This window comes from Streptococcus sobrinus DSM 20742 = ATCC 33478 (assembly GCF_000686605.1).
GTDB lineage: Bacteria > Bacillota > Bacilli > Lactobacillales > Streptococcaceae > Streptococcus > Streptococcus sobrinus.
Genome location: NZ_JMLC01000006.1, coordinates 33,171 through 59,151 on the forward strand (window position 1 = coordinate 33,171; position 25,981 = coordinate 59,151).

Here is a 25,981-nt window from a genome sequence, read left to right on the forward strand (position 1 = left end):
CAAGTGAATAGTCTCAGTTTGCACGATAGTTCAAGAATTTGCTGATAGCTTCAACCGCGAACGGAAGAACCTCTTCCTTTGGATTCATTTTGGGACTGTGCAGTGGATAATCAGAATCAACCCCCAACCAAATCATGACGCCGGGAATTTTATGGAGCAAGTAACCAAAATCCTCACCGGTCATGGCAGGAAGAATGTCAATCAGGTTGGCATCCGTTTCCTGGTCGAAGAAGGTCATCAAGTCCTTGGCGAGTTCAGGATTATTTTCAACTGGCAAATAGCCTCCTTGGATGAGCTCCACATCCAACTCTAGCTCAAAGGATTGAGCAACCCCTTTGGCAATTTCCTGCAAACGTTTCTGGGTCAACAGGTTCATTTCCTGAGTTAGGGTGCGGATGGTACCATGCAGCTTGGCTTCCTCAGCAATAACATTATTGGTGGTGCCAGCATGTAGGGAGCCAAAGGTCACAACCGCTCCCTCAATGGGATCAACATTGCGGCTGACAATAGTTTGCACCTGGGTCACAAAATAGGCTGCAGCGACCAGGGCATCATTGGTCTTGTGTGGGAAAGCAGCGTGACCACCAGTTCCTTTGAAGGTTATCAAGGTTTCACAGGTGCCAGCAAAAAGAGTATGCGTATTGGTAGCAATATCACCGACCTTTAAATCGGGTCGAACGTGGAGACCGTAAAATTCATCTGGTTTCCAATCACCAAAGGCATCTTCCTCATACATTAGCTTACCGCCAGCCAAATTTTCCTCAGCTGGTTGAAAGAGAAAGAGTAGGTTGTTTTTTGGTTGCTTCTGTACCAGAACATCTAGGAGCCCGAGGGCAGTCGTCATGTGGATATCATGACCACAGGCGTGCATCCGCCCCTCATGCTGACTAGCAAAGTTCAAGCCGGTATCTTCCTCAACGGGTAGGGCATCAATATCTGTTCGCCAACCCACTGTCTTTTGGGGAGCAGTACCATGCAAAAAGACTAAGATACCAGTTCGCCAGGTTCTTTGCTCGACAAAGTCCTTGCCCTGAGTGATTATGGCAATTTTTTCCAAAAGGTATTTTTGTGTTTGATATTCTTCTAAGCCGATTTCAGGAATTTGGTGGAGGTCTCGACGGATTTTAATTAAATCTAACATGAAAACAGGTCCTTTCATTGCAGGTTATGGTTATAGAAGGCGGCGTCAAGCCTAAGCTGGTATCAAATTTGGCAAGTGCTGTCATTCAATAGCTAGGATATAAGATTACATAAGAAAAGAGAGTGGACAACTCTCTCCATCATCAGTCTTAGAGGTTACGCAGGGCATCTTCCAAGGCAGTTTTTTGTTGGGTCTTGGCATCAATTTCCTTGATGACACGGGCTGGAACACCAGCAACCACAACATTTTCAGGGACATTCTGAGTAACGATGGCACCGGCGGCAACGACAGAACCATTACCAACCTGAACTCCTTCGATAACCACTGCATTGGCACCAACCAAGACATTGTCGCCAATGCGAACGGGGTCAGCAGAAGCGGGCTCAATGACACCAGCTAGGACAGCACCAGCCCCGATGTGGCTGTTTTTACCAACAGTTGCGCGGCCACCTAATATAGCCCCCATGTCAATCATGGTACCAGCTCCGATTTCGGCACCAATATTGATAACGGCCCCCATCATGACCACCGCATTATCGTCAATAGTTACTTGGTCGCGGATGATAGCCCCTGGCTCAATCCGCGCATTAATATTTCGCTTGTCCAAAAGGGGAACAGCGGAATTACGGCCATCTTGTTCAACCACGTAGTCCTTATTTTCGGTTAAATTAACGAGGAGAGGTTGGATATCCTTCCAGTCGCCAAAGAGAATGTTGCCTAATTTAGTAACAGATGCTGGGACGGTTCCAGCCAATTGTCCTTCAAAAGTTACCTTGACATTGGTTTTCTTTTGGGCATTTCCGATATAGGCAATAATTTCTTGAGCAGTCATTTTTTGTGCAGTCATGATAGTCTCCATTCCTTTTCGTTTAGCCTCTATTATACCAAAAATTCTGAAAATTTGGCGGTTGATTTTTAAAGGAGACTCTTACCTAACAACTGCCTGGCTCCCAAGAGCCTAATCTAACTAAAAAGGACTCAAGATCTGCCTTCTGGCAGAAACCCCTGTCAGGTCAATGGTCGGGCCATTGTTATTTTGGAGAGCACGAACTAGATTTCGAATTATTGCTATGCTAAACTCCGCTACCTTGTGGCCCCGCTCATGCGAAATCTGTCTGGCTTGGGCAATATTATTTTTATTAACAAAAAAATCCCTGATGGGATTTATAAATTATCAAACAATTATCGCCAATAGACATAGGTAGGATTGGGAGTCACGTAGACCAAGGTGTTATTAGCTGCGCTGAACAAAAGGATAATGTTTTTTTGCTTATAATAATAGATGTAATAGCCGCCAGTATTATTAAGGGCAAAGTCAACTGCCTTCCAGGCGAAAGCACGAGCCTCCTCACGGGTGATATCACTGTTTTTGAACAGGCTAATAATACGCTGAGGTTCTTCTTGCTTTAAAGCATCAATAATATCTGAGCTGTTCCGGATGGTAAGATCGGGACGACCGAGAACTTGCTTGACCTTGTCAGCCGTGTATCCTTTGTAATCAGGGGCAGAAGCGCTTAGCCCTGAATTGGACCCTTCATAATAAATCTCACTACCATCCGTTGCATAAATCTTATCTGTCTTTGCAGAGTCAGCATCCTTAGGTAAATCAGTAGGGTGCCGGTTTTCGTATTCTTTTCCTTTGGCGTTAGACTTACCTCCATCGTCTGTCGAACTTGAAGTGCTCGATTGAGCTGATTTCGACTGATTTTTGGGGGTACAAGCTACCAAAAAACTGCTGGATGCCAAGAGGCATATCAGCAAAATTATTCTTCTTCTCATCATAAACCCCTAGTCAATAAAAAGCCCATTCACATAGGCTTTCACATGTCAAGATTATCCTCCCTGTAGGACTCGAACCTACGACCCATGGATTAAGAGTCCACTGCTCTACCAACTGAGCTAAGGAAGGAGAAAGAGCTGTATTGGTACCGATGATCCACGTTTTGTATTGAACCCGCAGGTTAAAGCAGGTGGGTAACTCGCTCTTGCTTAGTTGCTTCCGTGTGAGACGGCTTGCATACTGCAAGAAGACTTATGTTTCCCAAAATACAAAGATTTAGTCGGTCAACACAGTGATGTGGATTCGTATACCACAGCAGTTTTATGTTCCTATCATACCATTTTTGAAAATATTTTCAAGGGGGAAAATTGCTTTTTTTAGTAAAATTTTCGTGATTTAGTCAGAAAGCTTGTCAATTCGCTCCTTATTTGCCCCTAAAGCGCGCTCATATTTTCCAGTTTCATTTGCCGAAAAATAATCGGACCCTAAAAGTTTGTCGGGCAGGTATTGCTGTTTAATCCACTTTTTTGGATAATTATGGGGATAGAGATAAACCTGAGCATTGCCTAATTCCTTGCTGCCCTGATAATGACCATCACGTAAATGGCGAGGAATAGGGAGGTTACCTGATTTCCGTAAATCACTTAGGGCAGCATCCATGGCCAGATAGGCAGAATTGGACTTGGGTGATAGGGCCAAATCAACTACGACGTTGGCAATCAGAATTCTAGCTTCAGGAAAACCAATCTTTTGAGCAGCCTCTAGGGCGGTTACGGTATGGATTTGAGCATCAGGATTGGCTAGGCCAATATCTTCATAGGCAATCACAGTTAGACGGCGGGCTAGGCTGGGCAGGTCACCAGCTTCAATCAGGCGGGCGGCATAGTGAAGACTGGCATTGACATCGGAACCACGGATGGATTTTTGCAGGGCGGATAGGACATCGTAGTGGCCATCGCCATTTTTATCCATGGTAATGTAGGACCTTTGCAGACTATTTTCCACCGTGTCCAGAGTGATATGCCGTAGTCCCTGGTCATCGGCCTGAGTGGACATGACGGCCAAATCTAAGGAATTGAGGGCCGAACGCAGGTCGCCATTGGTAGCCGTTGCAATAAAATCCAAGGCCTCCTCATCCAGACTGACCTCAAAGTCAAAGCCCCGCTCCTTATCAGAAATGGCCCGCTGGATAGCCGTCTTGATATTGTCATTGGACAGAGGCTCCAGCTCGAAAATCTGCACCCGAGAGCGGATGGCAGGCGTAACGGAGAAGAAGGGATTCTCGGTTGTCGCTCCAATCATGATGATCTTGCCGTTTTCCAGAAGAGGTAGAAGAAAGTCTTGCTTGGTCTTGTCCAGGCGGTGGATTTCATCCAGCATGAGAACCAGACCGCCGGAAAAATTAGCTTCCTCGGCGATTTCCTGCAGGCGTTTCTTGCTGTCGGTTGTGGCATTAAAGGTGCGAAAGGCAAACTTGGTCGTCCCCGCTATGGCCGAGGCGATGGAGGTCTTGCCGATTCCTGGCGGACCGTAGAGAATCATGGAAGAAAGCATATTGGCCTCAATCATTCGGCGGATAATTTTACCTGGACCGACCAGGTGTTTTTGGCCGATAATCTCACCTATAGTTCTGGGCCGCATTCGTAAGGCTAGATTTGCTGTCATAGCATACAGCTCCTTTTAATCGTAGATTTTTATGATAGAATTATTGTAACACAAAAAGCAACAAGCAAGAAGGAGAGCAGATGGCTAAGTACGGATTTTTATCGGTTCTGGAGGAGGAGCTGGAGCAGCATTTTGACTATGATTTCGCCATGGATTGGGACAAGCGAAACCACGCTGTCGAGGTAGCCTTTGCCCTTGAGGCACAGAATATCGCTGCCGTCGAAACTGTCGATGACCAGGGAGAAAGTTCCGACCAGAATGTCCTCTTTGAGGATTATGTCATCTTCTACAATCCCCAAAAGTCAACCTTTGCTCCAGAGGACTACTTAGTAGCCATTCCCTACCAGCCCAAGAAGGGCCTGTCCCGAGAATTTCTGGCCTATTTCGCCCAAACCCTCAATGAGGTTGTGACCGAGGGCCTCAGCGACCTTATGGACTTCCTGACAGATGACAGCATCCAAGAATTCAGCCTCCATTGGGATAAGGAAGCTTTTGAAAATGGCAGAGCAGAGCTGGAAGAGACTGAGTTGTACGGGTATCCGAGGTATTAGAAACTTAGTTGTAAGGAAAAATCAAATTATGAATAATATATTGTAGGTAGAAAAATTATGGAGGAAACTCATGAAAAATGATGTAATTCAAAAAGTTCCAATAGGAACTTTAAATTTTCAGGATCCTTTTTTTAATTCGTTGAGAGATGATTATGATGGATTTGATGATTGGCTCTATCGGAAATCCAATGAGGAAGCTTACGTATTGATAGATCAAAATCGGTTATTGGGATTTCTTTATCTTAAGGATGAATATGAAGCAGATAGCAGCATTAATCCTTTCTTTAATGAGAGACGCCGTTTAAAAATTGGAACATTTAAAATTAATTCTCATGGAACAGTCCTTGGACAGCGCTTTTTAAGTATTATTTTGAGGAAGATGATAAATGAAGGTCATGATTTTACTTATGTTACATTATTTTCAAAGCAAGAAAGATTAAGAAGGCTTTTTGAGCGATTTGGTTTTCGACAATGGGGATGCAAAAGTAATGGGGAATTAGTCTATTTTAAAGATTTAACGGTTTTCGATAATCTGTATAAGGATTTTCCAAGATTCAATCTATCAGGAAATACACAAAAGTATCTATTAGGAATTCATCCTAATTTCCATACTAAATTATTTCCTTTCTCAAGGTTACACACCGAACGAAACCACTTAGTGGAAGATCTATCTTTTACAAATACAAGTGAAAAAGTCTACCTTTGTAAAATGCAGGGTGTTCTGAATATGAATTCAGGAGATTTAGTCGTTATATATCGAACATCTGAAAATGGGAAATCCGCAGAATACAGTTCTGTTGCAACTTCAATCTGTACAGTTCTTGAAGTTATAAATATAGATAAGTTTAGTTCATTGGAAGATTTCCTTCGGTATTGTGGAAAGGGTACAATCTTTTCTGAGAGTGAATTGATTAAGTTTTGGAATAATAATCGTTATCCTTATATCATTAAGATGCTATATAATGCACCTCTACAAAAACGGATTATCAGAAAAAAATTAATTGAACAAGTTGGACTTGATAGAAATAATTATTTTGGTTACCTCTCTTTAACGGATAATCAGTTCAACAAAGTTTTAGAAATGGGTGAAATAAATGAAAGCTTTATTATCAATTAAGCCAGAATTTGTTGAAGAAATAATTGAAGGAAGAAAAAAATTTGAATACAGAAAAAAAGTGTTCAAACGTTCAGACGTTTCGTCTATCGTAGTTTATGCAACTAAGCCATATGGGAAAGTTGTAGGTGAATTTGAAATAGCTGATATTATAGAAGAAAGTATTGATCAACTTTGGGATAATACCAAAAGATTTTCTGGAATTACAGAAGAATTTTTCTATGACTACTTTAAAGACAAAGAGAGTGGTTTTGCTATAAAAATAGAAAAATTTATACGCTACGAAAAACCGTTAGAGTTATCAGAGTTTGACTCTAGCATCAGAGTTGCACCACAATCATTTTGTTACATTGGAGATTGAGCCATTGATAATATGAAATCCTGAATAGGGAGATGGGGAAAGAGTACAATCACTTCAGCGATATCTCCTCTCCCCCATCTATGCTATAATGAACATACTGTAAATTAAAGATTTAAGGGCGTTTGGCAGGTTGCAGTTTAGAGGCTTGTTGGCGTTTGGATTTCTAGGAGGTTTATCATGGACAAGTGGCAAGAGTTGACGGTGGCGGTCAATCGGGAGGCTCAGGAGGCGGTTGCTAATATTTTGGTGGAATCAGGTAGCCAGGGTGTGGCTATTGAGGATAGTGCTGACTATCTGGGTCCTGTTGGCAAGTATGGTGAGCTCTTTCCAGAGGTCGTGCAGTCTGAGACGGTTAAAATTACGGCCTATTACCCTGATTCTATGGATATTGAGGCAATCAAGGATCAGGTCAATCAGGCTATCCAGCACTTGCCAGAATTTGGCTTGAAGATGGGTCAGACCCACCTATCTAGCCATGAATTGGCCGAGGAAGACTGGGCGGAAAATTGGAAGAAGTACTACAAACCAACTCGAATCAGCCATGATTTGACCATTGTCCCCTCTTGGACGGATTACCAAGTTGGAGCTGGAGAAAAGATTATCAAGCTGGACCCTGGTATGGCCTTTGGAACTGGTACCCATCCGACGACCGAGATGAGTCTCTACGCCCTGGAGCAGGTTCTGCGTGGCGGTGAGACTGTCCTAGATGTTGGAACCGGTTCGGGCGTGCTCTCCATTGCCAGCTCCCTCCTCGGGGCCAAGGACATCTACGCCTACGACCTAGATGATGTAGCTGTGCGGGTGGCTCAGGAAAATATCGACCTCAACCCTGACATGGCCAACATTCATGTGGCTGCGGGCAACCTCTTGGAGGGCGTGCAGCAGGAGGCGGATGTTATTGTGGCCAATATTCTAGCTGATATCTTGGTAAAATTGACTGATGATGCCTACCGTCTGGTCAAAGACCAGGGCTATCTGATTCTTTCAGGGATTATCGCCGACAAGTTGGATCTGGTCTTGGAAGCAGCCTACAGCAGTGGTTTCTTACTGGAGACCCAGATGGTTCAAGGAGAGTGGAATACCCTGATTTTCAAAAAGACCGATGACCTGTCGGGCGTGATTGGAGGCTAAGAATAAGTGACGGCGACAAAAAAGTCAGCGACAACCCTAAATGCTAATTATTTCAAATCATTAGTTACGACTCGTGCTTCTATGGGAATGTTAGTGCTAGGGATTGCAGGTTTTGCACTGGCAGGAATTGATTATTTACTCCACTCCTTAACGGTGATTTACTATGGTGTTACCCCTCCTCAAGATGTGATTTCAATCATTTCATTGGTTTGTCTTGTATTTATGGCGATTTCTTTTTTGATATATCCAATTGCTCCTCTAAGACACTTCTTCTATCGTCATCAGCGATTTAGTTCTCTTTGGCAATTAAGCTTTGTTTTCTTGTTTTATCTGACTCTAGTGATCTTATCTGCTATCCTTTTTTTGGCTGAAAAAAATATGTTAGATATTTATGGTTCCCGCTGGTCTTTGCTTTCCTTGATAGGTGGGAGTTTGCTTTACTTTTCCTGTCTAGCCTACAATGTATTTTGGCTACGAAAGGAATTGACCAAGGGGATGAGCCAAGAGCGCACCCAAAAGAACTTTCTAGCTGCTTCGTCAGTCTCTTCACCAGGCACTTTGTTGTTGATTTTCGGCGTAACCATGCTCGCACCTATTTTAATAAAGGAATCATTGGTGGCTGGCTTAGGATTATCATGTTTTATTCTGTTTACAGTTGTTTTTTCTCGACTTCATGTAGAATATGGCTATGCAGCCATTTTAAAGTGGCAAAGTCAAGACTATTGGGGAGAATACCTTCCAACTCCTAAAGAAGAAATTAATTTCAAACCAATAAGAACCTTTATTCGGATTGCTCTAGAAGTGCTTCTTTTCCTAGCTGTCATCATTTTTGGAGGTGAGATGGTTGAACAAGGAATTATGCCAGCTCTTCTTGGCCGTGGTTTAGTAATTGGTTTTATCATTTATTGGCTTGTCCGCATCCTTCTCTGGGGAATTAAAAAGAATAATAGGAAGGAGCGGTGATGCAACAGTATTTTATCAAAGGCCAGCCAGACAATCTCTTAACCATTAAGGATAAAGATACGGCCAAACACATGTTTCAAGTCATGCGTCTGAAGGAAAAGGATCAGGTTGTCCTCGTTTTTGACGACGGCATTAAACATTTGGCCAAGGTAACGGATCCGACTCAGCAAACCTTGGAGCTGATAAAGGAGCTTGAGGATAATGTTGAACTACCGGTCTCAGTCACCATCGCCTCGGGCTTTCCCAAGGGGGATAAGCTGGATTGGATTACGCAAAAGGCCACAGAACTAGGGGCAGAGGCCATCTGGGCCTTCCCAGCTGATTGGTCGGTTGTCAAATGGGATGGCAAAAAGCTAGCTAAGAAGGAAGAAAAGTTAGCGAAAATCGCTCTGGGAGCGGCCCAACAGTCCAAGCGTAACCATCTACCCCAGGTTAAGCTCTTTGAGAAGAAGATTGACTTTATTGACTGTTTTTCTGACTTTGATAAGATTTTCCTAGCCTATGAGGAAACGGCCAAATCGGGGCAGTTGACGACTCTGGCCAAGGAGCTCAACCAGATCCAAGCAGGTGACAAGCTTCTCTTTATCTTTGGGCCCGAAGGAGGCGTGTCTCCAGAAGAAGTCGCTGACTTCAAGGAATTTGGCGCTCTAGAAGTAGGCTTGGGTCCTCGTATCATGCGGACCGAGACCGCTCCTCTTTATGCTCTCAGCGCCGTCAGCTATGCCTTGGAAATGAGTCAAGGCAAGTAGGGTTCCAATTAGATTTGTTAGGCAGTCGATTTTTGACTCCTTCATGCTTGGCTGATAAACCATTTTATCAGCATCTTGAGAGTGATAGAAGAAGGCCAGCAAAGCCACTGGTTTAAATTTTATTGGGATAAAAATATGGGGACTAGGAATCAAACTTTAGTCTCTTTTTTAGCTAGTCTTTCCGCTTCCGATAGTTGCAGCTGTTAGGGAAATCAGTCGCCCTTGCTCGGGTTCTAAGCTTTTGAAATCCTAAATCTTTCTAGTCAAACAAAATGAAATTTTCATCTTCTTTTGTGAAAATAATTTGGGTTTTCTTCTATCTTTTCTTAGAGGTCAAAAAGTGTTAAAATTAAGGCAACTTAGGTCTCTAAAGATAGTTTCCGATAGGTTTGGCAGAGCCTAATCTGGGAGAATTTTAGGATCGGATACAAGTTTTAGTTAGAGGTGGAAATATGGCAACTAACCCAAATTTAAGTGGGCCAGAAGTTATTGAGCTTGTCAAAGGCTATATGACCGATGATGATGTAGCACTAGTACAGAAGGCTTTAGACTATGCGACAGAAGCCCATAAAGAACAAAAACGCCAGTCAGGGGAACCTTACATCATTCATCCCATCCAGGTTGCGGGGATTTTGGCTGGTTTACAGTTGGATGCTACCAGTGTTGCCTGTGGTTTTCTTCACGATGTGGTTGAGGATACAGAGGTCACTTTAGAGGACTTGGAAAGAGATTTTGGCCTAAAAATTAGCCAGATTGTTGATGGGGTCACCAAACTTGGTAAGGTCAAGTATAAATCCCATGAAGAGCAATTGGCTGAAAACCACCGCAAAATGCTTATGGCCATGTCCAAGGATATTCGAGTTATCCTGGTTAAATTAGCTGACCGCCTTCATAATATGCGGACTCTAAAACATTTACGGCCGGATAAACAAAAACGTATATCTCGCGAAACCATGGAAATCTATGCTCCTCTGGCCCATCGTTTGGGGATTAGTGCCATCAAGTGGGAGCTGGAAGATTTGGCTTTCCGCTATCTCAATGAAGTAGAATTCTACAAGATTTCCCACATGATGCATGAAAAACGGCGGGAACGGGAAAGCCTAGTTGATGAAATTGTGGAAAAGATCAAGGCCTATACGGCTGAACAAGGCTTACAGGGAAAGATTTATGGTCGTCCTAAGCATATATATTCCATTTACCGTAAAATGCGGGATAAGAAAAAACGCTTCGATCAGATTTATGATTTGATTGCCATCCGCTGTATCATGGATACGCCTAGCGATGTCTATGCCATGTTGGGCTACATTCATGAGCTCTGGCGGCCAATGCCGGGGCGTTTCAAGGATTATATTGCCAACCCTAAATCTAACGGTTACCAATCCATCCACACCACCGTCTACGGTCCCAAGGGTCCCATTGAAATTCAAATCCGGACCCAAGAGATGCACGAAGTGGCCGAATATGGGGTTGCTGCCCATTGGGCCTATAAAAAAGGTATCAAGGGCAAGGTTGACGCCCAAGAATCTGCTATCGGGATGAACTGGATTCAGGATCTAGTTGAGCTGCAGGCAGGCTCTAATGGGGATGCTCAGGAATTCGTTGATTCGGTCAAGGAAGACATCTTCTCTGCTCGGATTTACGTTTTCACTCCGTCGGGTGATGTTCAGGAATTGCCGAGGGATTCTGGTCCAATTGACTTTGCCTATGCCATTCACACCCAAGTTGGTGAAAAGGCCGTCGGAGCCAAGGTCAACGGCCGCATGGTCCCTCTGACAGCCAAGCTCAAAACCGGAGATGTGGTTGAAATAGTCACCAACCAGAATTCCTTTGGACCTAGCCGCGACTGGATCAAGCTGGTCAAAACAACCAAGGCTCGCAATAAGATTCGCCAATTCTTCAAGAATCAAGATAAGGAAATGTCCATCAGCAAGGGGCGTGACCTCTTGGTTGATTACTTCCAAGAACAGGGCTATATCGCCAATAAGTACCTAGATAAGAAGCATATTGACGAAATCCTGCCCCGTATGAGCGCCCGCAGTGAAGAGGCCCTCTATGCAGCTATCGGTTTTGGTGAGATCAGTCCAGCTGCCGTCTTTAACCGTCTAACAGAAAAAGAAAGGCGGGAAGAAGAAAGAGCCAAGGCCAAAGCAGAAGCTGATGAATTGATGAACGGCGGTGAAGTTAAGCATCAAAATAAGGATGTTCTCAAGGTTAAGAGTGAAAATGGAGTCATTATTCAAGGCTCTTCAGGTCTCTTAATGCGGATTGCCAAGTGCTGTAATCCAGTTCCCGGTGACCCAATTGAAGGCTACATCACTAAGGGGCGTGGGGTAGCTATCCACCGTGCTGATTGCCACAACATCAAAAGTCAAGATGGCTATGAGCAAAGACTGATTGATGTCGAATGGGATGGGTCTAGCCAAGCCAGTCAAGAATATCTAGCCGAAATTGATATTTACGGTCTCAACCGCTCTGGTCTCTTAAATGATATCCTGCAAATCCTTTCAACCCAGACCAAGAGTATTTCTACGGTCAATGCTCAACCGACCAAGGATATGAAATTTGCTAATATCCATGTCAGCTTCAAAATTCCGAATTTAACCACTTTAACGACTGTTGTAGACAAGATTAAGGTGGTTCCGGATGTCTATTCCGTAAAACGGACGAATGGTTAAAATTGCAACTATTTCTCTGATTCCAAACCTAAAACTATAGGAGGAGGCTGCTAAATTATTATGAAAATAGTAGTGCAAAGGGTTAGTCAAGCTCAGGTGACTATTGGAGGAAAAACAGTCGCTTCTATTGGTCAAGGGCTTCTTTTACTGGTTGGTATTGGTCCTGATGATGAAGCAGAGGATGTAAACTATCTGGCTCGAAAAGTCCTTAATATAAGGATCTTTTCGGATCCGGAAGACAAGATGAACTTGTCGGTTCAAGATATCCAAGGAGAAATCCTTTCCGTATCCCAATTTACCTTATTTGCAAATACGAAAAAGGGAAATCGGCCGTCTTTTACTGAAGCAGCCTCACCCCAAATAGCCAGAAAACTCTATCAAGATTTTAACAAAATCCTTTCAAAAATCCTTCCGGTCAAGACAGGAGAGTTTGGAGCGGATATGAAAGTGTCCTTGGTTAATGATGGACCGGTTACAATTATTTTAGATAGTAAAAACCATTAATGAGTCTAAATGCGTAAAGAACCTTATTTAATAAGTGTTTGGCTATTTAAATTATTCCAATCATTAAATTGTTTGCGTTTTGTAACAAAATGGTAATAAATTTGATGATTTAGGTTTTATGCAATAAAGAAAAGGCTAGCTCACAGGGCTCGGCTTTTTCTTTATTTACAAAGCCAGTAAAAATGAAATGGTTTTGGGTATGAAATTAGTCGGTGTTTTTCAAGTATTAGGGTTGTGTTTTCATAGATTTTCAGTAAAATACACTTATGATTTTGGAGCACCTTAAACAGGTCGCTCGATCATAAAAAATTAGAAGGAGAAAAAGGCCGTGAATAACAGAATGCTATCTCTCCCTAGCATGTTATTTCTACTTGCTTTTGGAATGGTGCTCTCAGTTTCAGCTGGCACTACTCATGCAGATGAGCTTGCAAACCAAACCGCCAAGGTAGCCGATGAGGCTTCCATTGTGGTTAGTACATCACAAGCCGCTGTTGAGCAGCCCCAGTCACAAGAGAAGGAGATCAGCCCAGCAATGGAAGAGGACACGAGCAATTTGAGCCTGAAACCCAATGCTCAGCAAGAATCACAAAGTCCTGACTCAAGTACAGAACTTCAAGATCCCGCTGAACAAACACCGCCTGAAACGTCTGATGCTTCTGCACCAGCGACAACCTCGGCGGATTCTGTTGAGAAATACGCTCAAGATGCAACCCAAAACCAATCATCTACCAGCAACGGACCTGGGGTTATCCGAGCAACAAGTGCTCAGGTAACCGCAACTCGATCTGTTGTTTCTTCACAATCTGGCGATGCAATTGTTGACTTGTCAGCCGACAAGGCCAGCTATCGTCAGGGTGAAGATGTCAACCTATCTGTTGACTTCAAGAACACAACAGATAAAGAGCAAGACGTAACTGTTTACGCTGATGTTTATTATATTGACAACAAACTAGGGACCTACAAGTTCAGCAAACATCTCAAAGCCGGTGAAGGCTACAAGATGCAATCCGGCGACTTGAAGATTCCTGCTTCACAATTTGAAAACAATCATGGCTACCTGCTTAAGGTTCGCGTGGCTGACGCTGACAATAATACTCTCAGCGAGGTCAACAAGGCCATTGCCGTTGAAAGTGATTGGACCAAATTCCCCCGTTACGGAATTGTTGGGGGTTCTCAAGATACCAACAACAGCCTGCTGTCTAAGGATGCTGACCGTTACCGTGCAGAAATTGAAAAGATGAAGAATATGAACATCAATTCATACTTCTTCTATGATGTTTACAAGACTGCTACCAATCCCTTCCCAAGTGATGAAGACACTTTCAAACAAGACTGGAACACTTGGAGTGGCTCAGAAATTGATACCCAAGCTGTCAAAGATATTGTCAATCAAGTTCATGATGGTGGCGCTGTTGCCATGCTTTACAACATGATTTTGGCAGAAAATACCAATACCGGTGAAGCTCCTGTTTTGCCAGAGACGGAATACGCTTATAATAGCGATGACCGCGGTTATGGTGCTCAAGGACAACCGATGTCTTACACCGTGAAAATTCCAAAAGACGGGCAAGAAGAGGATGTCGAAATCCAACGCTACTACAACCCAACTAGCAAACTCTGGCAAGATTACATTGCTGACAAGATGGGTCAAGCCATGAAGAATGGTGGCTTTGATGGTTGGCAGGGTGATACTATCGGAGATAACGAAGTTTACAGCTATGCTGATAAGGATAGCAATGACCCCTCTAAGAAATTTTGGCTGACCGAAGGTTATGCGGAATTCCTTCGTGCCATTAAGGAAAAATTACCCAACTACTACTTAACCGTAAACGATGTTAACGGTGAACAAATCTATCGTCTCAAAGACGGTAATCAAGATGTTATCTACAACGAAATCTGGCCTTTCGGCGGCTCTGCCCTCGGAGATGGCCGCAGTCAAACCGAATACGGTGACCTCAAGGCCCGTGTTGATGAAGTTCGCAAGGTGACTGGAAAATCTCTTATTGTCGGTGCCTATATGGAAGGTAGCGAAAATGGCGGTTCCAAGGCTGATGCTGAAGCAGGTAAATCCCTGCAAACAGATGCGGTTCTCTTGACCTCTGCCTCAATCGCCGCTGCCGGTGGTTACCATATGTCCCTCGCAGTTCTTGCTAACCAGCAAGACGAAACGGACGGAGGCCAAGGAATTGGCGTTCTCCAAACTGCTTATTACCCAACTCAAAGCTTGAAGACCTCAAGCGAATTAACCCGCAAAAATAATGATTATCAACAGTTCATCACCGCTTATGAAAACGTTTTGCGTGATGGTGTTGAAAATGATGATGCCCAAGTAAATACTTTTGACTCAAATGGTCAAAAGCTTTCGACCGACGCCAAAGGTATTACTGGCAATCAAGTTTGGACTTACGGAAAAAAAGGCGATAACTTTAGAACCGTTCAACTCCTTAACTTGATGGGCATTAACTCTGACTGGAAGAATGAAGATGGTTTGGCAGCCAACAAGACCCCAGATGAGCAAACCAACCTGACGGTTAAGTATGCTCTGGGGGATGTCTCAATGGAAGATGCTCAACGGATGGCTAACCAAACCTATGTGACCTCTCCAGATGACTGGTCCAAATCTAATCTGCAAAAGGTTTCTGCATCTGTAAAAACTGACGAAAATGGTAAACCTGTTTTGGTTATTAATGTGCCTAAATTGACTCTTTGGGACGTGGTCTACATCTCCAATGCCGACCAAGAATCTGCTCCTGAAGCTGATCAAGCTCAAACACCTGCAGCTCAATCTAGCGATGATAAAGTTGCTGAAAACGAAACAAGTCAACCAGCAGCAGACGCAAAAGAGCAAACTTCAGAACCAGCTCAAGACCAAGCGGCACCGGCCGAGCAAGGACAAGCTATTAACCAAGCAGAATCTCCAGCTACTGAACCTGAAGCTGAGGTGACTCCAGCGACAGCTGAACCTGCTAAGGTAGATGCACCTGAAGCAAACCAAGCCGCTGATCGAGCCGTAAGCCCTGAGCCTGCAAGTCAAGAGCAAGCGGCTAGCCAAAGTCAGCCTGAAGCGAACCAAACACCAGCTTCAAATGAAACTCCAGCAACTCAAGAAAATTCAGAACAACCTGAATTAAATGAACCAACAGCTCAAACGCAACCAAGTTCCCAAGTTAGTCCAGCCAATACTTCAGTTACACCAGTAGCTGAACGACCGACTAACCAAGGTCAAGCAGCTGATAAGGCAGACCAAGCTCCGACAAATAGCACTTCTACTCCTGAGTCAACTAGTCCAGTTGAGCCAGCAGCAACAGACCAGTCTTCAGATACTCCTATAGTTCCTGCCGGCAATCTCTCTGTTCAACCGGCAGAGATCGAGACACCGACCGTTCCAGACAAGCAAGGAGACTCCAAGGCTAATCAATCATCTACCGAGACCCCAGTTGCTGACCAGGTCCCAGCAGTAGCTGAACAACCACAAGCAACAGAACCAAACCAGGCTAAACCTTCTGTCGACAAGGCAGCCGCACCAGAAGCGGCTAAGCCTGATTCAACTCAAGCAGCAGACACCAGCAATCCAGCCAAAGAGGCAGATGATCCAGAAGTTGATGAGACTAAGTCAGAGGTCACTCCAGATTCGGGAACAGATAAAGCTCCAGAAGCTGGTCAGGTAGACTCAGACAAGGCTCCAACTGTTAAGCCATCAACACCAGAAAATAATGACAATCAGCCTAATAATGCAAACGATGCAGATAAGAATAAGACTAATGAGGCTGATTCCAACAAGGCTAATCAGGATTCTACAAAAGGGTCTTCAACCGATCAATCTGGAAAATCAACGACTCCGGAGGATGGTCCAGACAATTCTGGTCCAGAAGATCCTGAGACCAAACCGTCAGATCCAAATACTGATACAAGCGATCAGGAACAGGTGAAGCCAAGTCTACCAGTAGTTCCTAATCAAACAGTAGATGATCCTAAAACGGATGACACTGATACTCCAGCGAATACAGACTCAGCTAAGTCTAAAAAAGTAGCCGATGCAGATAAGAACAAGGTGGCAACTGATTCAGAAGGCCGTCAAAAATCTTCAGAGTTCCCTAAAGAAGCTACAGACTTGGAAAAAGTTGGTCAACCAGCCTCTCCACAAGTAGCAGGAGTAAAATCATCAGTTGCAACTAGCCCAGAAAAGAAATCAGAGCCTGTTTCTAAAACAAGCACGACTTCATCTTCAGACAAGTTGCCTAAGACTGGGGATCACAAGACCGTTGTTCTCATTATTGTTCTTGGTCTTGTCTTTGTTGGTATGACAGGACTTTTGGCAAGGCATGAAAAAAAATAAGCTAGAGGAAAGTGGTGGGGCTCTGCCATCCATTTTCTTGCTCTTGCGCAGTTGGTAATAGTTTTTCAAATAGTCTTTGGACCGTTAAAAAACTATTCACTGTGTCAAAGTATTTAGCGTTAGAAAAAGAAGTAGGATTAGGTCCATTAAATTAAGAGAGAGCGGGACAAATCGTGATTTCGTCAAATCGATTTCCCTCACTCTCTCGTTTTAAGGTTCAAGGGAGGCTTACGACAAGTACTAGAGTAGCTTGTCTACCTTCCATACTAACTCACAAGTAAACTATTATCGAGTTTACTTGTGAAGTGTCGCGGGATTCAAGGGACACTGAACCTTTTTATTTCCCACCCCGCACAGTTGACTTGGTTTTCTCCAATAGCCTCCCAGGTTATTGAACCTATCACCGCTATGCGGGGAATAAAGATATCCGATCAACCCCCTGCGTCAATATGTTAGAACTTGAAAAAGTAAAGAGGTTAGGAGTTTTATCTCGGCCTCCTCTAGAAAGGAGTTCCCTTGCCATTAAGTAAGCGAAAAATAGCAATTCTTCTTGGTCTATTAGCTATCGGCTTGTCTTGGCAAGCAGCGACGACAGCCAGTGCAGATGAGGTTCAAGAAAATTCCTCTACCCCTTCTGCCTCTCTGGCCGCATCTTCTGAATCGATGTCAAGTCAGTCAGTTGCCCCTGCAAGCAGCGGTGTCATCACGACTAGCCAGGACAGCCAGCCAGCAGAAAACGCCAATGCTGATGCTCAAGTAGAAACACAAACTAGCGATCAGACTAACAAGGTTCAAGCACCAGCCAGCGCTGCAGCGAATACCTATGACAGCTCCAATTATGGTGCCAAAGTTCCATATACTACCTATGAGGCTGAGGATGCCCAACTGGCCAACGGGGCCAGCCAACAGGCTTCCGACGACGTTGATTCAACCGCCGTTGAAGCTTCCAACCAAAAATACGTTGAGCTGCCCAATGAAGGCTCATCCGTAACCTTCCAGGTTACCAAGCCAGCCAATGCCCTCAACGTCCGCTATACCGTTCCAGACGGGACAACAGGTCAATTGGATGTCCAAATCAATGGCAATAGCGTTGCGACCCTGGATTTGAATTCTGCCTCCTCTTGGCAGTACCTTGTTGGAGATAAGGAGCAGGATTCAGCCAGTGAGGGTGCTCGTGCTCGTTTCCGTTTCGATGAAGCTCACACCCTCTTGAGCAATGTTCAACTGCAGGCAGGCGATAAGATTACCCTGGTCAAAAAGAAGGGGGATAATGTTGCCTACGGTATTGACTTTATCGAATTGGAAGAGGACCAAGGCCCCAAAGCCCAACCTGAAAATTCTATCAGTATCACCGATAAGGGTGCCGTTGCCAATGACGGTCAGGATGACAGCCAAGCCCTCTTGGCTGCCATTGCGGATGCTCAATCGACCGGCAAAAATGTCTACATTCCAGCTGGTCAATTTGATCTAGCCCAAAAGATTCATGTGACGGCTTCAAATATGAAGATTTCAGGTGCAGGTATCTGGCATACCAACCTGCATTTTACCAGCGACCAAGTTGGGGGTGGTGGATTTGAATTTGACCACAATGATGATGGTCTGGAAATCAGCGATTTTTTCACCGATTCCAACCTGACTTCCCGTTATGGAGAAGCTGCCAACTACAAAGCTATTGCCGGTAGCCTTGGCAAGGATTCTTCAATCCATGATTTCTGGGAGCAACATTTTGAAGCCGGTATGTGGATTGGGGATTATGATGCCTCAAATATGCACTATACTGATGGTCTGACGGTTAAGGATTCTCGTATCCGTAATAACTTGGCCGACGGCATTAACTTTGCCCAAGGAACCAAAAATTCAACCGTCCAAAATTCAAACATCCGTGGCAATGGTGACGATGGCTTGGCCAGCTGGTCCAGCCGTGATGGTGCTTCCAACGCCAGCATGGATGAGAACAACAAATACCTCAACAACACCATCGAACTGGGATGGCGGGCCGGAGGTGTGGGTATTTTTGGTGGTAAGGGTCACGAAGTGGCTAATAACCTCATCAAGGATAACTTTGCCGGTGCCGGAGTCCGTATTAGTACGGTCTTCCCAGGTTACAATTTTGATAACAATGATACTGGTATCAGCGTTCATGACAACCTCCTTTGGAGAACAGGAACGACCAGTGATCTCTACAATCAAGAACGTGGGGCTATTGACTTCCAAACTGCCAACGGCGACATCAAAAATGTTACCATCAAGGACAACAAACTGTTGAACTCCTTTGGCAATAGCGTCAATGCCATCAATGCTAATTTTGACCTTTCAGCTCAAGGTAATGGCGACATTCACCTTGACAACAATACCATTGACAAGGATGCCCAACTAGCTAACTTGGTGACAAGTGCTCAAGCACCAGCTCAATCGCAAGACTCAGCCCCGGCTGCAGATAAGCAAGAAGATGCACCGTCTCAAGACCCTGCACCACAAGCTGACAGCAGTCAACCATCAACTGAGTCTAACCAACCGGCTGATCAATCTCAAGCAGACAATAATCAGTCGTCCACAGAGTCTAGCCAACCGGCCGACCAAGCTCAAGCAGACAATAGCCAGCCAGCCGAGTCAACGCAACCGACTGAGCCAGTTCCAGAAGCTGATAACAATCAGTCAACGGAAACACCATCAGACCAAGGGTCAGCCGCTAATGACAATGGTCAAGCTCAGCCAAACAATGAGGCTCCAGCCCAGACAGAAGAAATCCAACCAAGTGCTGAAAATCAAGCAGCCCAAGGTCAGGACCAGTCTCAATCAGCTGATAAAACTTCTGACCAAACTCCAGAAGTGAATCCAGCGCCGGCAGCTGACAGCCCAGATAATGGTTCTGCTTCAGCTCAAACAGAGCCCCAAGCTCAAGCGACTGAAAATACCCCTGCTCAATCAGAAACTCCATCAGTTCCTGACCAGAGCGGTCAATCAAATACTGAGGGCCAAAGCCAAGATGGTCAGGCCCAAGCAAGCAATGAGCAAGACTCATCTGCCCAAGCCGACCAACCGACTGAAAATCAGGCTTCTTCTCAACCAGAAACTCCGCAAGGTCAAACTAATGCAGAGCCGGCTCAAACAGTAGCACCTAAAGTGCCTGAAGGAAATATGTCAGTAGAATCGGCTGCGCCAGAAATCCCAGCTGCTGAACAAGCTCATCCCCAAGCAGGAGAGCAAGACCAGGCATCTACTGACCCCGCAGCTCAATCAGAAACTGCAGGGCCGAGTCCAGCCCCAGTAGCTCCCCAACCTGACTCCGCTCAAACTCCTGGTAGTGTAACTCCAAGTCAAGAGCAGCTAGCAGCGACGGAGATGCCGGCTGAAGAAGCAGTTCTCGACTCCGCAGCCAACTCAGATGCCTCTCAACCAAGCAATCAGGAGACTGATTCTGCAGACCAGAATTCTATTGCGAAGGTTCAGGCACCAGTTGCAGATGAAAATCAGGACGACACTCCGGCAGCTTCCCAAGCGCCAAGTGCTAGTCAACCTGATCCGACAGCTCAACCGGCTGTGGATGGGGTAAGCCAAGCGCCTTCTTCTGATAAGGAAGCGGCATCTGATGATGCTGATAATCAGGCAGCTAATCTTCCTGAACAGCCAACTAATTTCCTTACATCAAATGAAGATCAAGCATCGGTAGCTCCTGAGACTCCGGTGGACCAACCAAGTGTTGACCAAGCCGACCCTAGTCAGCTAAATTCTTCAGAACAAGGAAATGCTAATGGCAACCAAACCACACCTGCTGATCAAGCCGACCCGTCTGTTATGGTAACAACCCCCGTGGTTGGTCAAGCCCCTGAAAATTCTTCCCTAGCTTCAGCAATCCCTGATTCATTTAGTGATGCTGCTGGCTCTGACAATCAGGCAGAGGATAACCAAAAATCGCAAGGGAATATTTCAGATCCCAGTGATTCTGCACAATCCTCTAACGATACCAGTAATCCAAGCGGTTTATCTGATTTACCAAACAGCCCAGCAGTACCAGGTAAAGGCAGTCGCCCAGCATCTAACCAGAACCCTTCTATGAATACAGACACATCTAATAAGCCAGACAAAAAAGCGCAAGCTTTACCTGAAACAGGTGATAGCAAGGCTGATTCTCTAATGATATTTCTTGGCCTTATGATAGTCACTTTTGTTGGGAGCCTCAACAAACACCAAGAAGATTAATAAGAAGATTTTGGTTCTTTTTAACTGACTGAACACTCAATTATAGGAATCAGGATATAGTCAGCAACCGCTTCGTTTTTCCTATAGCTAACAATTTGGTGAAAAGGTCAATTTGCGATATTGGGCTTGGTGCTTTAGCGTTTGCCCATCCCTGTTGCAACTCAACTAATACAGGGTGGTACAGAGTGAGCGGTTTCAGCCTGCAACAGGTTACTTTTAACCTCGTTAGTGTTTTTGTAAAAGAGATAAAAACTCAATAAGAGAGAGCAGTAGGTTGCAATAGGGTGACTACTCAGCTGCTATCTTGATACTTTGAAGTTGAAGAGGAAGATAAATTGATGGTTTGGCTCTAATAATTTATGCCTCTCATTCTATTGGCTGTTGCATCTCCGGAGCAAAATTGACTAAAGTCGCTAATATTAAAAAAGCCTACCGCTTCAATAGCTGGTAGGCTTTTTGCACCTCTTGTTTACTTACTTAATTAATTTTTGTCAGGGGCTGGCCTAGCATCAATTAAATCCTTTGGGGAGCTTTCCATTAAGTCTAAAAATTTCTTGGCAAAGACTTCTGGTGGGTCTGGGAAATCCTCAGCAATCCATTCACCAACAATGGAAAAAATATAATTGATGACAATCCTCATCATACTCTTATTTGAGAAAGGCCCCTTATTATCAATCTCAATAGCCGCATGCTCTAGTAAGTCGACATAGTGTGCTTCTAAAAAATTAGAAACACCTGTATCTAGCGAGGTGTGATAAAAGACATAGACGCGATCTCGTTTCTGATACACAAGGGGGATGATATCGTTAGCCACGGCTTCATAGATTGAATGATTTTTAGGATTGGTAATACTAGTTTTAAAAGTCGCAAAAACTTCATCCGTCATGCTTCTGTGGATATAGTTAAAAATTTCCTCGACATTAGCGAAGTGTTTTTGATAAATCGCCTGGCGAGAAATCCCAGCTTCCTTGGCGATTTCTGCCATAGTGAGTTCCCGTTTTTTGGGATTTTTGCTAGCAATCCGAAAGACAGCATTGACAATAGCTTCACGGCTTCCTTGAACCATTGTAACCTCCTTTTAGCACCAGCTTATAAAAAAATTGACGGGCTGTCAAATGAATGTCAATTTTCAGCTTTGGCAACCCAGTTTTATGGGGGAATCTCAGCCTACAATTACTTGACAATCTGTAAACATTTTGGGCTTTTTTCACTGAGCCAAATCCCCTATAATAAGGGGTGTGAAATTAGAGGTAAGGAGAAAAATAATGTCCTATATTGAAATGAAACATTCCTTTAAACGATATCAGATGGGTGATACGGAGATTATTGCTAATAATGATGTTAGTTTTGCTATTGAAAAAGGTGAACTGGTTATTATTCTTGGAGCCTCGGGGGCTGGGAAATCAACGGTCCTTAATATTCTCGGAGGTATGGATACTAATGATGATGGACAAGTGATTATCGACGGACAAGATATCTCGAATTTTTCTTCTAAACAGTTGACCAATTATCGTCGCAATGATGTTGGCTTTGTTTTCCAATTCTATAATTTGGTCCCTAATCTGACGGCCAAGGAAAATGTTGAGTTGGCTTCTGAAATTGTCAAAGATGCCCGCGATGCTCAACAGACTCTGGAAGATGTTGGACTGGGGGAACGGCTTGACAACTTTCCGGCCCAACTATCAGGCGGTGAACAGCAGCGGGTAGCCATTGCGCGTGCTGTTGCTAAAACTCCCAAAATTCTTCTTTGTGATGAACCAACTGGAGCTCTGGACTATCATACAGGGAAACAGGTCTTACAGATTTTGCAGGACATGTCGCGTGAACAGGGAGCAACAGTGATTATTGTCACCCATAATGCTGCTTTAGCCCCCATTGCTGATCGAGTCATTCAGATGCATGATGCCAAGGTTAAGTCTATTGACCTCAACGACCAGCCTCAAGATATTGCCAGTCTGGAATACTAGGAGGATGTCATGAAGAAGAAAATCTATTGGAAAGATATTTTCAAATCCTTCACTGGCTCTTTGGGGCGTTTTTTGTCCATCACTGTGCTTATGTTTTTGGGAGCCTTCGCCCTCTTGGGGCTCAAGGTGGTTAGTCCAGATATGCAAAAAACGGCCATTGACTACTTGAGTGACCATAAAACCATGGACTTATCGGTTATTGCTAGTAGTGGTCTGAGCAAGGCAGATCAAGATGAATTAAAACAAACCAAAGGGGCCACAGTAGAATTCGCCTATATGACTGACGTGACTACCAAAGATAAGAATGATGCAGTTCGAATTTTCTCTAAAACAAAAACCTTGTCTCAATACCAACTAGTGTCTGGTCATTTACCAAGGAAAAGCAATCAAATCGCTCTATCTGAAACCTTGAAAAAGGACTATAAAATTGGCGGTACCATCACTTTCAAGCAAAAGTCAACTGGCATTCTGCGGGTAACTAGTTACAAGATTGTTGGTTTCGTCAAATCATCTGAAATTTGGTCCTATAAAAATTTAGGTTCCTCTACCGCAGGCGATGGGAACTTGACTGGTTATGCGGTGACACCCGCTGATAGTTTTTCTAGTCCTGTATACAGCCTGGCCCGCCTGCGCTACGATGACCTGAAAAACCTTAATCCTTTTTCCACTGCCTATACCAAAGGTTTGGAAAAAAAGCAGGAAGCCTTAGATCAGGTCTTGGCCGATAATGGTACTAGGCGTCTAGCAGAAATCAAGAAAGATAAAGAGGCAGGTATCAACCAAGCTCAATCCAAACTGAATCAAGCCCAAGCAGAGCTTAATCAACAAGAAAAGCTTCTACCATACCTGAGCGGTCCGCGTTTGGCAGCAGCTCAAGCTGCTTTAGCCCAAGGCAAGGCTAAGTTGGCTCAGAATCAAGCTAGTATCAAGGACACTCAGACTAAATTAAATCAGCTGGCAACACCGACTTATCAGACTTACAGTCGGACAACCCTACCTGGTGGGGAAGGTTATCAGACCTATCGAGATATCAGTCGTAATGTCAATCAAATTGGTAATATTTTCCCTGTTGTACTCTACTTGGTAGCTGCCCTGGTGACCTTTACGACCATGACCCGCTTTGTCAATGAGGAGCGAACCAATTCCGGACTGCTCAAGGCCTTGGGCTATTCCAATAATGATGTTATTAAAAAATTTGTCATCTATGGCCTAGTTGCCAGTCTTTTAGGGACCACCATAGGCATCATAGGCGGTCATTACTTCCTGCCTGCAATTATTGTGAAGAATGCGGTTAAGTTGACAGTCATCAAGAACATTCACTTCTATTTCTATTGGTCTTATACGCTTTTAGCCTTTGCTCTAGCCTTCATCAGTGCCGTTCTGCCAGCCTTTTTGGTCGCTAAACGAGAATTGAGTGAGAAGCCTGCCCAGCTCCTCCTGCCCAAGCCCCCAGTTGCAGGTTCCAAGATTTTACTGGAAAGACTAGGCTTTATCTGGCGGCGTCTCAGCTTCACTCAAAAGGTGACCATGCGTAATATCTTTCGCTACAAGCAAAGAATGGCCATGACCGTCTTTGGAGTTGCGGGCTCCCTAGCCCTACTCTTTTCAGGTCTAGGACTTCAATCCTCCCTAGGCAAGATGGTTGACCATCAGTTTGGTCAATTAACCTCCTACGATATGTTGGTCCTTCGCAATTCCCAGGCTGATAAGGCTGAACAAGCCAAGGTTGACAGCTACCTGAAATCAAACCAAGTAGCCAGCTATCAGACTATTCACAGTGAAAAAATTGACGAAAAAATTAAGGGACAGGATGAAAAGAAGACCATTACTCTAATGACCAGCCAACAAAGAGATTTTGGGAACTTCATCCACCTCTTAGATGTGAAAACTGGGAAATCATTGAAACTGCCTAAAGAGGGAGCCATCATCACCCAAAAGTTAGCCGAATTTTATCAGGTCGAAGTCGGTGATAAGCTGAGTTTTAAAGATCAGGATGGCAAAAAGCGAACCATTAAGGTTGCTGCTACTGCTCAGATGAATACTGGCCACTATATCTTTATGAAAGATAGCTATTATCAGAGCATTTTCGGTCATCGACCTGACCACAACAGCGATTTGGTTAATCTGAAAAATCATTCAGCCAAACAGTTGTCTAAGCAATCGAGTTATTTACTTTCCCTTACGGCAATCTCAGGGCTAACGCAAAATTCGACTTGGGTTAGTATGATTAAAACGGCTGTTAACGGCCTTAATGCTTCAATGACGATTTTAGTGGTTACTTCGGTAGTTCTAGCCATTGTTATTCTCTATAATTTGACCAATATCAATGTAGCCGAACGGATTAGAGAACTCTCCACTATCAAAGTGCTGGGCTTCCACAGCTACGAGGTCATGCTCTATATCTATCGAGAAACGATTCTTCTTTCTCTAGTCGGTATGGTTCTCGGTCTGATTGGCGGTTATTATCTCCACGATATTATCATCACCATGATGAGTCAGGACAGGGTCTACCCGCTTGACATGGATCTGCATGTCTACTATACCCCCGTCCTTGTCATAACCGGTATCCTTCTGGCCCTCGGCTGGGTTGTCTACCGCCGCCTCAAGACCGTTGATATGCTGGAAGCTCTAAAATCGGTAGATTAGGAAGAGAAAAAGAAAAGTTTAACAGAAAACAAGGCCTGCAACTTGAACATAAGAGGCAGGTAAATATGCGAAAAACGAGGCTGGACGAAAGTTCTAGCCTCGTTACTTTTTTCAACATTAGACTCTTTGACGCAGTGGTTGATTGGAAGTACTTATCCCCTTCGGGATAGCGTCCTTCCTAATCAACTGTGCGGGAGT

At 44.3% G+C, this 25,981-nt stretch carries 17 protein-coding genes, 1 tRNA gene and 1 other RNA gene; 12 read left to right on the forward strand and 7 right to left on the reverse strand.

What is annotated here, in order from left to right; all coding sequences use genetic code 11:
• Window positions 1-13: 13 nt before the first annotated feature.
• The 6 genes from BS63_RS0104070 to BS63_RS0104090 all read right to left on the reverse strand — a co-directional run bounded on the left by BS63_RS0104070 (window position 14) and on the right by BS63_RS0104090 (window position 4,586).
• Window positions 14-1,141 carry an N-acetyldiaminopimelate deacetylase gene (locus BS63_RS0104070; protein ID WP_002960515.1) on the reverse strand — a complete coding sequence of 376 codons (1,128 nt, stop codon included), beginning with the start codon at window positions 1,139-1,141 and terminating at the stop codon, window positions 14-16.
• 148 nt (window positions 1,142-1,289) lie between these two features.
• Window positions 1,290-1,988, reverse strand: a complete 699-nt coding sequence (gene dapD / locus BS63_RS0104075; protein ID WP_002960513.1) for a 2,3,4,5-tetrahydropyridine-2,6-dicarboxylate N-acetyltransferase — start codon at window positions 1,986-1,988, stop codon at window positions 1,290-1,292.
• Between the two features lie 335 nt (window positions 1,989-2,323).
• Window positions 2,324-2,902 (reverse strand): DUF4947 domain-containing protein, encoded by a 579-nt coding sequence (locus tag BS63_RS0104080; RefSeq protein ID WP_019769809.1) that lies wholly within the window; start codon window positions 2,900-2,902, stop codon window positions 2,324-2,326.
• A gap of 75 nt (window positions 2,903-2,977) precedes the next feature.
• Window positions 2,978-3,050, reverse strand: a tRNA-Lys gene (locus BS63_RS0104085).
• A 1-nt stretch (window position 3,051) separates the two neighbouring features.
• Window positions 3,052-3,243, reverse strand: a non-coding RNA gene (gene ssrS, locus BS63_RS1000000111735) — 6S RNA.
• Window positions 3,244-3,317: 74 nt separating this feature from the next.
• Window positions 3,318-4,586: a replication-associated recombination protein A gene (locus BS63_RS0104090; RefSeq protein ID WP_002960508.1), complete on the reverse strand. Its 1,269-nt coding sequence runs from the start codon at window positions 4,584-4,586 to the stop codon at window positions 3,318-3,320.
• Between the two features lie 80 nt (window positions 4,587-4,666).
• On the opposite strand from BS63_RS0104090, the gene BS63_RS0104095 reads away from it, so the two are divergent.
• The 10 genes from BS63_RS0104095 to BS63_RS0104140 all read left to right on the forward strand — a co-directional run bounded on the left by BS63_RS0104095 (window position 4,667) and on the right by BS63_RS0104140 (window position 21,170).
• Complete coding sequence (locus tag BS63_RS0104095; RefSeq protein ID WP_019776430.1) at window positions 4,667-5,137, forward strand: DUF3013 family protein; 471 nt, start codon at window positions 4,667-4,669, stop codon at window positions 5,135-5,137.
• 70 nt (window positions 5,138-5,207) lie between these two features.
• Window positions 5,208-6,254: a hypothetical protein gene (locus BS63_RS0104100; protein ID WP_002960505.1), complete on the forward strand. Its 1,047-nt coding sequence runs from the start codon at window positions 5,208-5,210 to the stop codon at window positions 6,252-6,254.
• Complete coding sequence (locus BS63_RS0104105) at window positions 6,232-6,612, forward strand: ASCH domain-containing protein (RefSeq protein ID WP_002960503.1); 381 nt, start codon at window positions 6,232-6,234, stop codon at window positions 6,610-6,612. The genes BS63_RS0104100 and BS63_RS0104105 overlap by 23 nt, the downstream gene beginning before the upstream one ends.
• 177 nt (window positions 6,613-6,789) lie before the next feature.
• The gene (prmA, locus tag BS63_RS0104110) at window positions 6,790-7,743 is read left to right on the forward strand and encodes a 50S ribosomal protein L11 methyltransferase (protein ID WP_002960502.1); all 954 of its coding nucleotides are present in this window, start codon (window positions 6,790-6,792) and stop codon (window positions 7,741-7,743) included.
• A gap of 6 nt (window positions 7,744-7,749) precedes the next feature.
• Window positions 7,750-8,706: a hypothetical protein gene (locus tag BS63_RS0104115; protein WP_002960500.1), complete on the forward strand. Its 957-nt coding sequence runs from the start codon at window positions 7,750-7,752 to the stop codon at window positions 8,704-8,706.
• Window positions 8,706-9,455 carry a 16S rRNA (uracil(1498)-N(3))-methyltransferase gene (locus tag BS63_RS0104120; RefSeq protein WP_002960498.1) on the forward strand — a complete coding sequence of 250 codons (750 nt, stop codon included), beginning with the start codon at window positions 8,706-8,708 and terminating at the stop codon, window positions 9,453-9,455. The genes BS63_RS0104115 and BS63_RS0104120 overlap by 1 nt, the downstream gene beginning before the upstream one ends.
• Window positions 9,456-9,907: 452 nt before the next feature.
• Window positions 9,908-12,130 carry a RelA/SpoT family protein gene (locus BS63_RS0104125; RefSeq protein WP_002960496.1) on the forward strand — a complete coding sequence of 741 codons (2,223 nt, stop codon included), beginning with the start codon at window positions 9,908-9,910 and terminating at the stop codon, window positions 12,128-12,130.
• 60 nt (window positions 12,131-12,190) lie between these two features.
• Window positions 12,191-12,634: a D-aminoacyl-tRNA deacylase gene (gene dtd, locus BS63_RS0104130; RefSeq protein ID WP_002960494.1), complete on the forward strand. Its 444-nt coding sequence runs from the start codon at window positions 12,191-12,193 to the stop codon at window positions 12,632-12,634.
• Between the two features lie 340 nt (window positions 12,635-12,974).
• Window positions 12,975-16,970: a glycoside hydrolase family 66 protein gene (locus BS63_RS0104135; protein WP_050585017.1), complete on the forward strand. Its 3,996-nt coding sequence runs from the start codon at window positions 12,975-12,977 to the stop codon at window positions 16,968-16,970.
• A 516-nt stretch (window positions 16,971-17,486) separates the two neighbouring features.
• Complete coding sequence (locus BS63_RS0104140) at window positions 17,487-21,170, forward strand: right-handed parallel beta-helix repeat-containing protein (protein WP_028798446.1); 3,684 nt, start codon at window positions 17,487-17,489, stop codon at window positions 21,168-21,170.
• A 481-nt stretch (window positions 21,171-21,651) separates the two neighbouring features.
• Here BS63_RS0104140 and BS63_RS0104145 read toward each other — a convergent pair whose 3' ends face one another.
• Window positions 21,652-22,236 carry a TetR/AcrR family transcriptional regulator gene (locus tag BS63_RS0104145; RefSeq protein ID WP_004205622.1) on the reverse strand — a complete coding sequence of 195 codons (585 nt, stop codon included), beginning with the start codon at window positions 22,234-22,236 and terminating at the stop codon, window positions 21,652-21,654.
• A 199-nt stretch (window positions 22,237-22,435) separates the two neighbouring features.
• Here BS63_RS0104145 and BS63_RS0104150 point away from each other — a divergent pair, with 199 nt between their 5' ends.
• Together BS63_RS0104150 and BS63_RS0104155 are read left to right on the forward strand one after the other, a co-directional pair.
• A complete protein-coding gene (locus BS63_RS0104150) occupies window positions 22,436-23,137 on the forward strand; it encodes an ABC transporter ATP-binding protein (RefSeq protein ID WP_002996363.1) in 702 nt (233 codons plus the stop codon).
• A gap of 9 nt (window positions 23,138-23,146) precedes the next feature.
• On the forward strand, window positions 23,147-25,783 hold the full coding sequence (locus BS63_RS0104155; RefSeq protein ID WP_004205619.1) for an ABC transporter permease: 2,637 nt from the start codon (window positions 23,147-23,149) through the stop codon (window positions 25,781-25,783).
• Window positions 25,784-25,981 lie beyond the last annotated feature (198 nt).